The organism is Oceanisphaera marina (genome assembly GCF_014643915.1).
Taxonomy (GTDB): domain Bacteria; phylum Pseudomonadota; class Gammaproteobacteria; order Enterobacterales; family Aeromonadaceae; genus Oceanimonas; species Oceanimonas marina.
Genome location: NZ_BMKE01000016.1, coordinates 18,179 through 31,639, shown reverse-complemented (window position 1 = coordinate 31,639; position 13,461 = coordinate 18,179). Strand labels below are relative to the sequence as shown.

Below are 13,461 nucleotides of genomic sequence, written 5' to 3'. Positions count from 1 at the left end.
GTCTTTAGACTTTTTCAGCCTGCCCATCTGCTATCTGCTGGTTAGCCGAGTGGCAGTGCCGTGGTGTATTTGATCTGTTCCATGGCGAAGCTGGAGGTAATATCCGACAAGCCTTCCGTGTTGGTAATCAGCTTTTTGTAAAAACAGTCGAACGCCGCAATGTCTGCCACTACTACCCGCAGCATATAGTCCCACTCGCCCGACATTCGATAAAACTCCACCACCTCGTCGAAGGCGGTCACGGTCTCGGCAAACTGCGCCAGCCAACGGCTGTCGTGATGCTGGGTTTTCAGCTGCACGAATACCGACAGTCCCAGCCCCAGTTTGTCTGCATCCAGCAAGGCCACCCGGCCGCGAATATATCCGCCCTGTTCCAGCTTTTTTACCCGCTTCCAGCAGGGGGTAGTAGACAGGTTCACCGCCTCGGCCAGATCTTTCAGTGCCAAAGAGGCGTCCTGCTGCAGTAGCGCCAGTATATGGCGATCGAAAACATCCACTCTTTAAACCCTTGAATGAAGAATAATTTTCCAAAAAATAACACCACTGAGGTAAAGATGGAAAAACTTTTACCTGAATAGAGGGATATAATTCTTACATAATAGAACCGCTTGGTTCTCCCGACTCTTTCAAGCATTGGATGCCAAGATCATGAATAACTGGACCCGCACCGCCCTTAAAACCTTGTCGAGCGATCAGCTGCGCACCTCGGATACTCACCTGTATTTGCTGGATGTGCCTGGCCTAAGCGGTATCGACATTTATCTGAAAGACGAAAGCACCCACCCGACCGGTAGCCTTAAGCACCGACTGGCACGCTCCTTGTTCTTGCACGCCATTTGCAGTGGCAAGATCAACGAAGGCACCCATGTCGTGGAAGCCTCGTCGGGCAGCACGGCCGTATCCGAAGCCTATTTTGCCAAGCTGCTGGGCTTACCCTTCACCGCCGTGATGCCGCGCCACACCACCTGCAAAAAGGTAGAACAGGTGAAGCGCCTGGGCGGCCATTGTCATTTTGTCGATCACGGCGCGCAGGTGTACGCCGAAGCCGAGCGACTGGCGCGGGAATATCGTGGCCATTACATGGATCAGTTCACCTTTGCCGAACGGGCCACCGACTGGCGAGGCAACAACAATATTGCCGAGAGTATCTTTCATCAACTGGCCCAGGAACCGCATCCGATTCCCCACGCCATCGTGATGAGCGCCGGCACCGGCGGCACCTCGGCTACCCTGGGGCGGTACACCCGCTATTTAGGGCTGGATACCAAACTGGTGGTGGTCGATCCGGAACATTCGGTATTTTACGACAGCTATCAAAGTGGCGATGCCAGCCTGATCAGCCAGGCTGGCGGCCGTATTGAAGGGATAGGCCGGCCCCGGGTAGAAGCGTCATTTCTGCCCGAGGTGATCGACGAGATGATCAAGGTGCCGGACGCCGCCAGCATTGCCACCATTCACTGGCTGGAGCATATCCTGGGCCGCAAGGCCGGCGGCTCGACCGGCACCAACCTGTGGGGTGTGCTGCAGCTGGCCAAGCGCATGCAGCAAAACGGCGAGCGCGGCTCCCTGGTGACCCTGATGTGCGACGGTGGCGAACGCTACCTGGATACCTACTACAACCCGCAATGGGTCGCCGAGAATATTGGCGATTTAACACCCTATCGCGAAGAATTGGCGGTGTTTGGATAACACACAGCCGTAAGCCGTAAGAAAAAACACCGCGTCTGTGGATGTGGTGTTTTCCCTTCACTCTTCACTCTTTGCGATTTCCCCCGGGCGCAGCACCAGCATGCAGGGGGTGAGTAGCAGGGTGAGCAAGGTGGCGAAGGTGAGGCCGCCGGCGATGGCACTGGAGAGCTGAGTCCACCACTGGGTGGAAGGCGCACCTATGCCAAGGCTTGGCCCGAGCAAGTCGACGTTAACGCCCAGTACCATGGGCATCAGGCCCAGCACAGTAGTAATGGCGGTCAGCAACACCGGCCGTAGGCGCAGGCAGCCGGTTTCCAGTGCCGCTTCTGTCGGGCTCATGCCCTCGATGCGCAGCTGGTTAAAGGTATCGATCAATACAATATTGTTGTTCACCACTATGCCCGCCAGGGCAATGATGCCCATGCCTACCATGACAATGCCAAACGACTGACCGTTCAACAGCAGACCAATCAAGACGCCGGCGGTCGAGAATACGATGGCCGACAGGACCAGCGCGGTTTGATACAGGCTGTTGAACTGGGTCACCAAGATCAGCGTCATCATAAAAATGGCCACGGCAAAAGCACTCACCAAAAACTGCCCCGCTTCCCGCTGATCGGCATCCTCGCCGGCCACCACCAGATTGACGCCATCGGGCAGGCGGGTTACCTGCTCGCGCAGGGCGTTTAACCGTTCGTCCAGTCGATAACCTTCATCAATATCGGCCTTGATGGTAATGGTGCGCTTGCCGTCGACTCTGTGCAGAGTACCCACTTTGGGCGCCGAGCTGAAGGTTACAAAGTGACTGAGCGGTACCTGACCGCGCTGGGTGTTGAGGGTTAATCGAGCAAGCTGATCGAGGGAGCGAAAATTCACCGGCACCCGCACCCGAATATCGACTTCATCCGTCGCATCTTCCGGTCGATAAGTGGCCAGCTTCAGGCCATTGGTGACCAACTGTACCGCATTGCCCACGCTCAACACATCGGCGCCCAGGCGCGCCGCAGCTTCTCTGTCCACCTTGAGCCGCCACTCTATGCCCGGCAGGCTGCGATCGTCTTCAATGTCGATAAAGCCACCCAGCTCCAACATGGCGGCGCGCAACCGCTCGGTGGCCTGTGCCACGCTCGCCTCACTCTGGCCATTGAGCCTGAGTTCGACCGGCTTGCCACCGCCCGGCCCCATTTGTTGCTGTCTAAAGTCGAGAATGATGCCGGGAATATCGGCAGTAAGCGCCAGCATGGTGTCTTTAATGGCACTCGCCGGACGGCGCGCAAACCAGTCCACAAACTGAAACTGCAACACGCCTATCACGTCGCTGCCCATTTGATTATCGGCCATGGCAAAGCTGCGCGCATACAGGGCCTTAACTTCACTCATGCCCTGCAGCCGCTGCTCGACTTCTTGCAAGATGGCGTCTTTTTCATACACAGATAAATCGCCGCGCGCACGCACCTGCAACTGGGCACTGTCGGGCTCGATGGCGGGGAAGAACTCCACCCCATGGTTGAAGCGGGCATAACCGGCGTACACCAGCGCAATAATCACCAGGGTGCCCACCAGCGTCAGGCCCGGACGTTGCAGCAAGCGGCTGAGCAGGGCGCGATATTGGGCCAAGCCCACCACGGTCACCGGCGTCTTGTTGTGTTGCTGGCGCGTTAGCCCGCCCATGGTGGGTAAAAATATCAGTGCCATGGCGAGAGACGCCAGCAGGCAGATGATCACGGTGGCGGGCAGGTATTTCATAAACTCCCCCACCACGCCGGGCCAGAATAATAACGGCGCAAATACCGCCAGCGTAGTAATGGTGGAGGCAATCACCGGCCAGCTCATACGGTGGGCGGCGTTAATCCACGCCTGCTTGGGAGCCTGGCCCTCGTGCAGATGTCGATCGGCCAACTCAGATACCACTATCGCACCATCCACCAGCATGCCCGCCACCAGGATCAGCGCGAACAGCACGATAATGTTCATGGTAAAGCCAATGGCCCAGATGATCAGAATGCCCGCCAAAAAGGCACCGGGTATGGTCAAGCCCACCATCACCGCCGAGCGCATGCCCATGGTCAGCAAAATCAAAATCAGCACCAGTACCACGGCGGTGAGCACGTTATTCAACAAGTCCGACAACATGGTTTCTACCTGAGTAGATTGATCCATGATGTAGTCGATGGCCACGCCCTCGGGCAGTAACGGTGCCGCTGCTGCCAGCAACTGTTTCACCTGCTCTATGGTGTCGATAATATTGGCACCGGCGCGTTTACTGACTTCCAGCACCACCCCGGGCTGGCCGTTGAGTCGGGCAAAACCGGCGGGATCTTTAAAGGTGCGACGCAAGGTGGCCACGTCGCCAAAGGTCACCACCTTATCGCCATCCACCTTGATCGGCATGCCCAGTACATCGTCCAGATTTTCGATAATGCCCGGTACCTTGATCGCCAGTCGACCCGCGCCCGTGTCCAGGCTGCCGGCGGCCACCAGACGGTTATTGCGCGACACCAGGTTAAACAGCTGGGTGTAATCGATGCCGTAACTGTCGAGCACTTGCGGGTCAACCAGGATTTCCAACACGTCTTCGCGGTCGCCGCCAATGTCGACCTCCAGCACTTCGGCAATGCCTTCAATCTCGTCTTTCAGCCGTCGCGCTGTCATCACCAGCTCGGCCTCGGACAAGGGACCGGACAAGGCCACAGACAGCACCGGAAACAGCGAGACGTTAATTTCGTGAACCTGGGGCTCATCCACTTCTTGAGGGAGCTTGCTGCGGGTGGCGTCGACTTTTTCCCGCACATCCTGCAATGCCTGTTTGGGATCGAAGCCGGCGTCAAACTCCAGCATGACAGACGCATGCCCCTCGCCGGCAGTAGAGGTCATTTTTTTTACCCCCTCAAGAGTGCGCAGCTCCTGTTCCATGGGGCGCACCAGCAGCCGCTCGGCATCTTCCGGGCTAATGCCTTCCAGCCCCATGGACACATACATCATGGGGATAGTCACATCCGGATTGGCTTCTTTGGGAATGGCCTGATATGCGCCGTAGCCACCCAGCAGCAAAAATACAAACGCCATCAGGGTCGCTCGGCTACGATACACGGCCGCATTGATCAGGGCCCTCATGCGCCGGGTTCCTGCAGGCGAATATTGACCGGCTCGCCTTCACTGACAAAGCCGGCACCGCGGGTAATAATGCGCGCCGGGTCGGGTAGCCCACTGATCCAGGCTTCATCCGGGGTAATGCTCAGCAGCTTGACCGCTACCCATTTCATCCGGTTTTGCTCATCCACCAGATGCACACCCAGCCGACCGTTATCGTCCAGCGCCAGCAAGGCAGGCGATACCCGATAAGCCAATTGCGCTGGCAGACGAATATGCAAACCGGCACTGGCTCCGGCAACTCGCCAGCCGTCAGGATTATTCAGCCGGGCTTCCAGGGCATAGCTGCGGGTCTGTGCATCGGCGGCCTGGGCAATAAAGGTCAGCTCACCCGATAGCTCTCGCCCGTCGAGCAGCACGGCGGTGACCGGCAAGCCAAGGGTCAAGTCGGCCACCTGTTGCTGGGGCACGGTGGCCGATAATTTAAGCGCTGAGACATCGACCAGGGTTAACAGATCGTCACCGGCTTGTACGAAACGGCCCTCTTCTACCGGCAAAGCGTCTACGCTGCCGGCAAATGGCGCGGTGATCCGCGTATGGGCCAGCGCCAGCCGAGCGGCGGCCAAGGCGGCTTCGCTGGCTGCTGCTGCCGCCTTTAATGACAGATAATCGGTTTCGGACACCAGCTGGTTACGACGCAACCGCGCCGCGGCATTGACTTCGGCATTACGCAGGGCGAAATCGGCCTTGGCTTGCTCAAGACCGGCGCTGCGGCCATCGTTACTCAGGGTGATCAGTTGCTGATCGGCGGCCACTGGCTGGCCCAAGGCCGGACGCGTTAGCAGAGTGCCGCTCACCTGGGCACGGACACTCAAACTGTGAGCTGGCAACAGCTGCCCCTGCAACAACACCCGGGCTTGATAGGGCTCGGCATGAAACTGGCGTACCTGCACATAAAATGTATCCGCCGGCGCTGACGGGGTCTCAGTCTCGGCAAGGGGTGCCGGCGCGTCGGCGTCTTGAGCCAGATACAGCTCGCCGCGCCATAGCCAGAACAGCAAGACCAGGCATATCAGCAGCAAACCACCCCACTTCTTATGCCGATTAAGCCACCCTTTTGCCCCGTTTACCGCCATGGCCGACCTTCCATATCAAATAGAGTAGAGACTCAGCATAGCAATTCCACCGAAACGGCAACAGCCATAACAGCGATAAGCTATCAGCAGTAAACTATACCTTATCCGATGAACACATGGCGTACCGCGCTCCACATAAAAGCCCCGATCAGCAATGCTGATCGGGGCTTTGTGTTGCGGAATATTAAGGGTTTAATCCAGCTGGCTGCGTAGCCAGTTGAGCACTTCCACGTAGTTCACCGGCAATAGCGACTGCAGCTGATCAAGCGCGACCTTGGTGTCGGCGTGGGAGTCGAGGCTAAAGTTGATGTGCCCGACCTTGCGCCCGGGGCGTACCTCTTTGCCGTACCAGTACAACTCGGCACCGGGCACGGACAACCAGGCATCGTTGCGTTCGGTACCCACCAGATTCACCATGACGCTGGTGTTTTTAACGGTCGGCTGCACCAGCGGCAGCTTGGCCACGGCACGCAAATGAGCTTCAAACTGACTGATATTGGCACCGGCCTGAGTCCAGTGACCGCTGTTGTGTACCCGGGGCGCCAGCTCGTTAATCAATAACCGATCGCCAACACGGAAACACTCCATGGCCATCACACCCACATAGTCCAGGTGATCCATCAACTTGCCCAGCATACGCTCGGCTTCGCTTTGCAAGTGTGCCAGTCGCGCCAGAGGGGCAACCGAGCCCAGCAAAATACCATTCACATGCAAATTCAGCGTGAGTGGGTAAAAGAAGCACTGGCCGTCGGCACCGCGCATACCCACCACCGACATTTCTTCATCAAAGTCGATGGCTTGCTCGGCAATGGCCAGCTCATGCCAGTCGGCCGGCACGGCATCGCGGCCGGGCTCGCGCAGCCAGTGCTGACCGCGACCGTCATAACCGCCAGTGCGGCGCTTTAACAATACTCGCTCGCCCAGTTTTTCATGCAGGGCGTTGGCGTCGGTGTCATTATCCACTAACTGCCAGGGAGCCGTGGCCAGTTCAAGCTCGTCAATCAGGGATTTTTGCGTAAAGCGATCCGCCAGTATCGGAAAGGTCTGCAGGTTGACAAAGGCCGGATGGCTGGCCAACTGACGCGTGGCGGCGGTTTCTGGCCACTGTTCCCGCTCGGCGGTCACCTGTTCGTGCGCCTGCAAAGGAAAGGTGTCTTCAGACTCGATATCGACCGGCTGTACGTCCAGATTCAGCGGCATACCCGCATGCTTGAGCATCTGGCCCAGTTGGCCGGCACCCAGTACCCAAATACGGCTCATGCTTCCTCCCGAGGATCTGGGTTGGCCAGTACGGTCTCGGTTTGCTGCTGGCGAAACGCGTCCAGTCGTTCAGCCAGGGCCGGATCGTTATTGGCCAAAATCTGGCACGCCAGCAGGCCGGCGTTAAAGGCACCTGCTTCGCCAATGGCCAGGGTACCTACCGCCACGCCTTTGGGCATTTGTGCAATAGAAAGCAAGCTGTCCATGCCATTCAGAGCACGGCTTTGTACCGGCACGCCCAGCACGGGCAAACGGGTTTTGGAGGCGACCATGCCGGGTAAGTGCGCCGCACCACCGGCACCGGCAATAATCACTTCAAAACCACGCGACACGGCATCGTGACTAAATTCCATCAGGCGGTCTGGCGTGCGGTGCGCCGACACCACTTCCACTTCATAGGCAACCTGCAGTGTATCCATAATGTGGGCGGCACCCTGCATGGTGGGCCAATCGCTCTTCGAGCCCATGATGACGGCAACTTTTGCTTGCATGACTACTCCTGTTCAACAAGGTTTGAACGTTTTTGCAACGCTGCAAAAACGTTCAGCATTCTGGTGGATCCGGGGGAGCGCGAATTATAGCGAAATGGCGGTTTGGCGGCTAGTCGGGGATGCGCAGAAATGGCAGAAGCTGGACATAACCCTAAGGTAACGCTAAAGTAACCCGCTCACATCAGGGTCTGTTGACCTTTCGCGGTTAAAGTTTGTTCAAGATAAACGCGGTTCATCTCAACCGCAGCAGTGCAAATACTCTCTCGAAAGTTCAACAACGCCTGGTTAAGTTCATGTATACAAAGGAGGTGCAACAGCCATGATGGGTGCCATCGAAGCTTTACCCTGACTCACGACCTTCAGTGTCGTCGACCACACATTACCCGGCTATCGCCAACGTCTCTAGTTATCGTTTTTGCTAAATCGTTTTATTAACGCTATTTACGCGTCCGTTGCCGCCAGCCTGGTCGTCTAACCATTCGCTGCAGTCGCCACTTTTGGTGCCTGTTGTGCGTTTGTCTGTTTACCTGCTTGAGTTTTGTCTACTCGCTTGAGTAATGGAGATGATCTTGGAACTCTATCAATTTTCTACCACCACGGTATTACTACTGCTGGCCGCCTTTTACGGCGGAACCTATTTTTTAACCACCTTTATCAAAAAAGACCAGGAAGACACCGACGCCTTCATGGTCTCCAACCAACGCATCGGCTTTGGCATGGGTGCCGCCAGCATGACCGCCACCTGGATTTGGGCGGCCTCGTTTTATGCTGCGGCGACGTCGGGTTATACCTATGGCATCTCCGGCCCGCTGCATTACGGCTTGTGGGGCGCCTTGATGATTTTGTTCATCTATCCTTTTGGCCGCCGCTTTCGGGCATTGGCCCCCAAGGCGCACACCCTGGGCGAAGTGATCCACGCCCGCCACGGTTCATCCAGCCAGCTGATCCTGGCATTGTCCAACCTGCTGGGCAGTATTATCAGCCTGATGGTGAACTTTACCGCCGCCGGTGCCCTGGTGTCTGTGCTGTCGCCCCTGTCCTTTCAGGCCGGCGTCATGATTGCCGGTGTCGGCGTGCTCAGTTACACCCTCTGGTCTGGCTTTCGTGCCTCGGTACTCACCGACTTTGCCCAGTTGATTGCCTTGATGGCCATTGCCATCGTGATTATTCCGGCCGTGCTGTTTGCCATGGGGGGCCCTGCCACCATGATTGACGGCTTCGACAAGCTGACACTGGAACAGGCCGATTTTTTCTCTTTTGATGCCATCATGTATCAAGGGGCACCCTACTTTGTGGCGGTGCTGGCCTATGCCATTGGTAACCAGACGATTTCGCAGCGATTATTTGCGGTTAACGAAGATCACATCAAACCGACTTTTATTACCGCCACCCTGGGCTACGGGGCCATCGTGGTCGGTTTGGGCATGATTGGGTTAATGGCACTAACGCTGGGTGTTGAACCCCTGAACGGTGACATGAACAACCTGATCCCGCAAATGGTGTCGTCTTATTTGCCGCCGGTGTTTATTGCCCTGTTCTTTATTCTGGTGATCGGCTCTTTGTCGTCGACTGCCGACTCTGACTTGTCGGCACTCTCGGCCATCGTCATGGCCGACGTGTATGGCAAAAATATTGCCAAGGGCAAGGCGTGCCCCAAGCGTATGCTGTTGATTGGCCGCCTGACCATGGTCGCCGCCACCATGATCGGCATTGTACTGGCCAGCTTCTCGCTTGATATTCTGGTGATGCTGGTGTTTGTGGGCGCACTATGGGGAGCCATAGTGTTCCCGGTGATTGCCAGCTGCTTCTGGAATCGGGTGACCAACAAAGCCTTTACCAGTGCCGTGATTGCCGGACTGGTCATGTTCTGTGCCGCTCGATTTGAAGTACTGCCGATGACAGGCATTATTGCCGTGCTGTTTGAACTGTTGGCCAGTGTCGGCGGTGGCGTGGTAATAGGCTTGATGGCGTTTGGCTTTTTGGGCAAGCGCATCGGCTTCTTTGCCGGTATTCTGGCCGGACTGGCCTTGATGTATTTTGCCACCGGCTTCTTGCGTGAATATACCGTGCTGTTGTCGTCTTTGGTGGCCTATGGTGTGAGCACCCTGGTGTGTGTGGGTGTCAGCTTGCTTAGCAAAGAGCACTTCGATTTTGATCTGATTGCTCAGCGAGTGGGTCACTACGACGACCGAGACGAGTTAATTTCTGATATTAAAAAGGGCAAGGGTCGCGCTAAATCTAACCCTGCCCGTCTGGCCAAGGAGTCTTCATGAACGAATTAACATTAGGTGCCTATATTTTAATCTGGCCCGCCCTCACCCTGTGGATTTTGGTAGTGCTGTGCCGCGCGGTATTGAAGGACATGCGTGCCGCGAAAAAGAATAACAGCGAGCTGGTATAACGGCGAACTGAGATGATAGAAAAGGCGAGCCTCTGGCTCGCCTTTTTTGTTCGCTTACAACTGCCAGCACTCACTGTTACGCTCCAGCAATATGCCTTTTTCTCCTCTTCCTTGCTCGGTAATAGCCACTCTACCCTGCTCCACACACAGCACCGTTTGCGCACGGGTGCCGTAGTCCGGGCTTTGAATGAAAATGGACGACAACAAGCTTTCCCACTCCGGCCCCACGCCGGTATTGGGCAACTGTTCGAGTGCGGCTCGCGTGTCGTCATCCAGCAGGCCAAACGCCGAGCCTTCGTGCACCGGGCCGAGTGTGGCCAGCCCCTGTTTGAGCCGCTCAACCTTGGGCCAGGGGGTGTCGAGCATGGCGTTGGATAATCCATACAGCCCCGCCGTCAACTGGCGTGCATCTGCGCCCGGCCGGTTGCCGCCGTAATGCAGCTCGCCCCGGGCCAGATCCCCCACCAGCAGATTGAAACCGGCGTAATCGTCGCCATTTGCCAGCACATACCGCAAATAAGCGGCCGGTGCCTGCTCGCCTGCCAGAAAATCGGCCACCAGCTCGCCTCGGCTGCGCAGGCCCGCTCCAGGACTACCTTCGCGCACATTGGTGAGAGCGGCAAAGCGCCCGGCCCGGCTCAGTCCCAGCCAGGTGCCTCCGGCCTGCAAATCCCGACCGGCCCAGATATAGGCCGCATCCGACCACCAGTCGGCCGCTGCCGTGGGTCGGGCATAAAATTCGTCCCGATTGGCAAGCAGGTGCAAGCGGCGCTGTTCCGGCTCCCAGGAAAAGGCGATAAGACACAAAAGCGGGGCTCCTCACATGAGATAGATAAGGCCATACTTTACTCCCGAGTATCGCGCCAATCCAGTATCAGGGCTGCTGCGGCATGTCATTTCTTACCCGCATAAAGCTGGCAAAACGCGGCAACCCCTGCGCGGTTTCCCCCCGATAGCGATAGGTCACAGTGGTTCCTACCGACGGTGGTTGCAGACGCTGCTGATCGCTGAATCCCGTGCCCAGCCGAAAACGGCGGCCATCTTCTGTTTCCACCAGCAAGGCACCCAGCATGTTCTGGTATTTTCCCTGCCCAGGCAGGTGCGCCAGCACGCGGGCTTCGGCATCCTGAAATCGCTTGAGCTTGAGCAGGTCCGGATTGCGGGCTGGCGAATAGAGGCTGTCGCGGCGGCGCAGCATCACCCCTTCTCCGCCCAAGGATTCCACTTCATCCAGGTAGGCTGCCAGAGCCGCATTATCGGACAACAATCGCTGTTCAATAAGCTCAAGATAGGCAGAGTCGTGACGGGAAAACAGGCGTTTCAGTTGAGTTAATCTTGCCTCGAACGGCAATTCACTGGCGGGAAGATCGAACACCATGAAGCGGATTTGTCGCCACTCGGCCTCGTTGGCTTGATAACGACGAACTGCGGCAGAGAGTTCACTAAAGCGGCCGCGGCCCAGCCACAATTCACCGTCGAGCGGCGTGTCGGGAAAGTTCGCTACAAACCACTCGGGAGCCGAATAGCGATGGCCGTTGCGCGACAGTAACTCGCGCCCGTTCCAATAGGCTCGCACGCCATCCAGCTTTTCGCTGACCCGATACAGACTGGCATCCTGTTGCTGGTAGTCCGCGGCCAACTGCACCGGTGGCGGAGCTATACCCTCGGCGTGCCCAGCACTCGACAACAATACCAACGGCAACCATAACGCTAACCTGCTCATGTACACCCCTCACTGTCTGGCAACAAAAAGGCGGTACAAAAATCAACCGTTAACCACCAAGCATAGCCTCTTTAGGCAGCAACAAGCCTTAAGCTGTAAGCGATCAGCAACCGAAAGAGCAAAGCCTAAGCGCTTTTGGCCACGGAAGAAAAGCGATAACAGCGAAAGCACTATTTTTAGTACACAGAATCCGTAGATAGTCGCCGTATCGACAAGAGACGGTGTGTATCTTGAACTGATCGCTGACAGCTTATCGCTGACGGCTGTGTTTACGGTCTTGGTCCGGCGTCACATTAAGGGGGCGAGCCGCATACCAGCCGGCTATCAACTGCCCCACTTGCAAAGCCAGCAGCAATACCAGCGCCCACTGCCAGTGGCCGTTGATATCACGCATCAGCCCCAGCGAAACAGGACCAAAGGCGGCCAGCAGATAACCAATGCTTTGCGCCATGGCCGACAAGGCGGTCGCTTGTGCGGTATTGCTGGCACGCAGTACAAAAAAGGACAGCGCCAGGCTCAAGGCACTGCCGCAACCTACTCCAATCAAAGATGCCCACAGCAAGGGGGCTGCGGTAGGTTGCCACCAAACACCGGCAATCCCCGTAAATGACACCACAAAGGTTCCCAGTACCAGCAACCGCTGATTGGTCATTTTGGCGGCAAAGATGGGCACCAGCAGGTTAAAGGGAATACTGACCAAATTGATGAGCGCCGTGGCCGTGCCCGCCTCATGGGCATTCAGACCACTTTCCAGCAGTATCTTTGGCAGCCAGGTGGCCATGGAGTAAAAATAGAACGACTGCAGCCCCATATAAAAGGTGATGGACCAGGCAAGCTTGTCTCGCCACAGACTGACTCGTATCGGATTGGCGGGCCGCCCCACGCCTTTTACCCGGATCATGGGTAGCCAGAACAATATACACAACAGAGGAAATACAGCCCACATGGCCACCGGTACCCGCCAGTTATCAAACTGCTCCAACAGGGGAATGGCCAGATAGACCCCAAGGCCGGCACCTGCGCTCAAGGTCACCGAATACAAGCCGGTCATCAGGCCTACTCGGTGTGGAAAAAAAGCCTTTACCAGCCCCGGGATCAATACATTCAGCACCGCAATGGCCGACCCCAGTAACAAGGTGCCCAAGATAACCAGCGCATAGTTATCCACCAGCCGAAGCCCCACGCCCAGGCTGATGACCATGAGCCCGACAATCGATAGCCACTGGGGTGCCCAGCGCCGAGTCAGCCAGGGAACACAAATAGACATGATGCCAAAACAGAGTAACGGCAGCGTGGTCAGCATGCTGAAAGCACTGGCGCTAATATCGAGGGCGGCGCGAATTTCCATGACCAGGGGCCCGACCACCACCAGGCCACCGCGTAAATTGGCGGCCGCCAGCATCAAAGCCACACTGGCCAGCAAGGCAATCACGGGGCGACCGGCAAAGGGCCCGTAGGGCGAACTTGTCGTCATTATCATTCCTTAGGTACGCGATGAAATAAATGGCCAGGGGCGAGAGGATGACGCCTCAGACTAAAAGTCCAGTATGCCAACCATTGTTATTGGCAGCAAAATCAAGGCCGTCCATGGTAGGATCTGTCTGCACAGAGCGCAAATGGTTAAGTCGTCATCTATGACGCCATAGACACCGCCTTTTGCTGGCATTCGGA

At 56.9% G+C, this 13,461-nt stretch carries 11 protein-coding genes; 3 read left to right on the top strand and 8 right to left on the bottom strand.

The window, feature by feature from the left end; all coding sequences use genetic code 11:
- Nucleotides 1–41 precede the first annotated feature (41 nt).
- A complete protein-coding gene (locus tag IEW52_RS10540; protein ID WP_188630036.1) occupies nucleotides 42–497 on the bottom strand; it encodes an Lrp/AsnC family transcriptional regulator in 456 nt (151 codons plus the stop codon).
- Nucleotides 498–648: 151 nt separating this feature from the next.
- On the opposite strand from IEW52_RS10540, the gene IEW52_RS10535 reads away from it, so the two are divergent.
- Nucleotides 649–1,689 (top strand): PLP-dependent cysteine synthase family protein, encoded by a 1,041-nt coding sequence (locus tag IEW52_RS10535; RefSeq protein ID WP_229667898.1) that lies wholly within the window; start codon nucleotides 649–651, stop codon nucleotides 1,687–1,689.
- Between the two features lie 57 nt (nucleotides 1,690–1,746).
- Here the strand turns inward: IEW52_RS10535 and IEW52_RS10530 are convergent, their stop codons facing one another.
- The 4 genes from IEW52_RS10530 to purE all read right to left on the bottom strand — a co-directional run bounded on the left by IEW52_RS10530 (nucleotide 1,747) and on the right by purE (nucleotide 7,666).
- The gene (locus IEW52_RS10530; protein ID WP_188630035.1) at nucleotides 1,747–4,803 is read right to left on the bottom strand and encodes an efflux RND transporter permease subunit; all 3,057 of its coding nucleotides are present in this window, start codon (nucleotides 4,801–4,803) and stop codon (nucleotides 1,747–1,749) included.
- Nucleotides 4,800–5,915, bottom strand: coding sequence for an efflux RND transporter periplasmic adaptor subunit (locus IEW52_RS10525; RefSeq protein ID WP_188630034.1), 1,116 nt, complete (start codon nucleotides 5,913–5,915; stop codon nucleotides 4,800–4,802). The genes IEW52_RS10530 and IEW52_RS10525 overlap by 4 nt, the downstream gene beginning before the upstream one ends.
- A gap of 192 nt (nucleotides 5,916–6,107) precedes the next feature.
- The gene (gene purK / locus IEW52_RS10520; protein WP_188630033.1) at nucleotides 6,108–7,175 is read right to left on the bottom strand and encodes a 5-(carboxyamino)imidazole ribonucleotide synthase; all 1,068 of its coding nucleotides are present in this window, start codon (nucleotides 7,173–7,175) and stop codon (nucleotides 6,108–6,110) included.
- On the bottom strand, nucleotides 7,172–7,666 hold the full coding sequence (gene purE / locus IEW52_RS10515) for a 5-(carboxyamino)imidazole ribonucleotide mutase (protein WP_188630032.1): 495 nt from the start codon (nucleotides 7,664–7,666) through the stop codon (nucleotides 7,172–7,174). The genes purK and purE overlap by 4 nt, the downstream gene beginning before the upstream one ends.
- 563 nt (nucleotides 7,667–8,229) lie before the next feature.
- Here purE and IEW52_RS10510 point away from each other — a divergent pair.
- Complete coding sequence (locus IEW52_RS10510) at nucleotides 8,230–9,939, top strand: sodium:solute symporter family protein (RefSeq protein WP_188630031.1); 1,710 nt, start codon at nucleotides 8,230–8,232, stop codon at nucleotides 9,937–9,939.
- Entirely contained in the window at nucleotides 9,936–10,067 is a 132-nt protein-coding gene (locus IEW52_RS15750) for a putative transporter small subunit (RefSeq protein WP_229667897.1), read from the top strand. The genes IEW52_RS10510 and IEW52_RS15750 overlap by 4 nt, the downstream gene beginning before the upstream one ends.
- Before the next feature lie 54 nt (nucleotides 10,068–10,121).
- Here IEW52_RS15750 and IEW52_RS10505 read toward each other — a convergent pair whose 3' ends face one another.
- The 3 genes from IEW52_RS10505 to IEW52_RS10495 all read right to left on the bottom strand — a co-directional run bounded on the left by IEW52_RS10505 (nucleotide 10,122) and on the right by IEW52_RS10495 (nucleotide 13,264).
- Nucleotides 10,122–10,874: an NRDE family protein gene (locus IEW52_RS10505; protein WP_188630030.1), complete on the bottom strand. Its 753-nt coding sequence runs from the start codon at nucleotides 10,872–10,874 to the stop codon at nucleotides 10,122–10,124.
- A 67-nt stretch (nucleotides 10,875–10,941) separates the two neighbouring features.
- On the bottom strand, nucleotides 10,942–11,790 hold the full coding sequence (locus IEW52_RS10500; protein ID WP_188630029.1) for a DNA ligase: 849 nt from the start codon (nucleotides 11,788–11,790) through the stop codon (nucleotides 10,942–10,944).
- A 250-nt stretch (nucleotides 11,791–12,040) separates the two neighbouring features.
- Nucleotides 12,041–13,264: a CynX/NimT family MFS transporter gene (locus tag IEW52_RS10495; RefSeq protein ID WP_188630028.1), complete on the bottom strand. Its 1,224-nt coding sequence runs from the start codon at nucleotides 13,262–13,264 to the stop codon at nucleotides 12,041–12,043.
- Between the last annotated feature and the right edge of the window lie 197 nt (nucleotides 13,265–13,461).

Bases quoted from the DNA above. Each gene is read 5' to 3' on its own strand.
- IEW52_RS10535 (WP_229667898.1), top strand. From the start codon at position 649: ATGAATAACTGGACCCGCACCGCCCTTAAAACCTTGTCGAGCGATCAG.
- IEW52_RS10530 (WP_188630035.1), bottom strand. From the start codon at position 4,803: ATGAGGGCCCTGATCAATGCGGCCGTGTATCGTAGCCGAGCGACCCTG.
- IEW52_RS10525 (WP_188630034.1), bottom strand. From the start codon at position 5,915: ATGGCGGTAAACGGGGCAAAAGGGTGGCTTAATCGGCATAAGAAGTGG.
- purK (WP_188630033.1), bottom strand. From the start codon at position 7,175: ATGAGCCGTATTTGGGTACTGGGTGCCGGCCAACTGGGCCAGATGCTC.
- purE (WP_188630032.1), bottom strand. From the start codon at position 7,666: ATGCAAGCAAAAGTTGCCGTCATCATGGGCTCGAAGAGCGATTGGCCC.
- IEW52_RS10510 (WP_188630031.1), top strand. From the start codon at position 8,230: ATGATCTTGGAACTCTATCAATTTTCTACCACCACGGTATTACTACTG.
- IEW52_RS15750 (WP_229667897.1), top strand. From the start codon at position 9,936: ATGAACGAATTAACATTAGGTGCCTATATTTTAATCTGGCCCGCCCTC.
- IEW52_RS10500 (WP_188630029.1), bottom strand. From the start codon at position 11,790: ATGAGCAGGTTAGCGTTATGGTTGCCGTTGGTATTGTTGTCGAGTGCT.
- IEW52_RS10495 (WP_188630028.1), bottom strand. From the start codon at position 13,264: ATGACGACAAGTTCGCCCTACGGGCCCTTTGCCGGTCGCCCCGTGATT.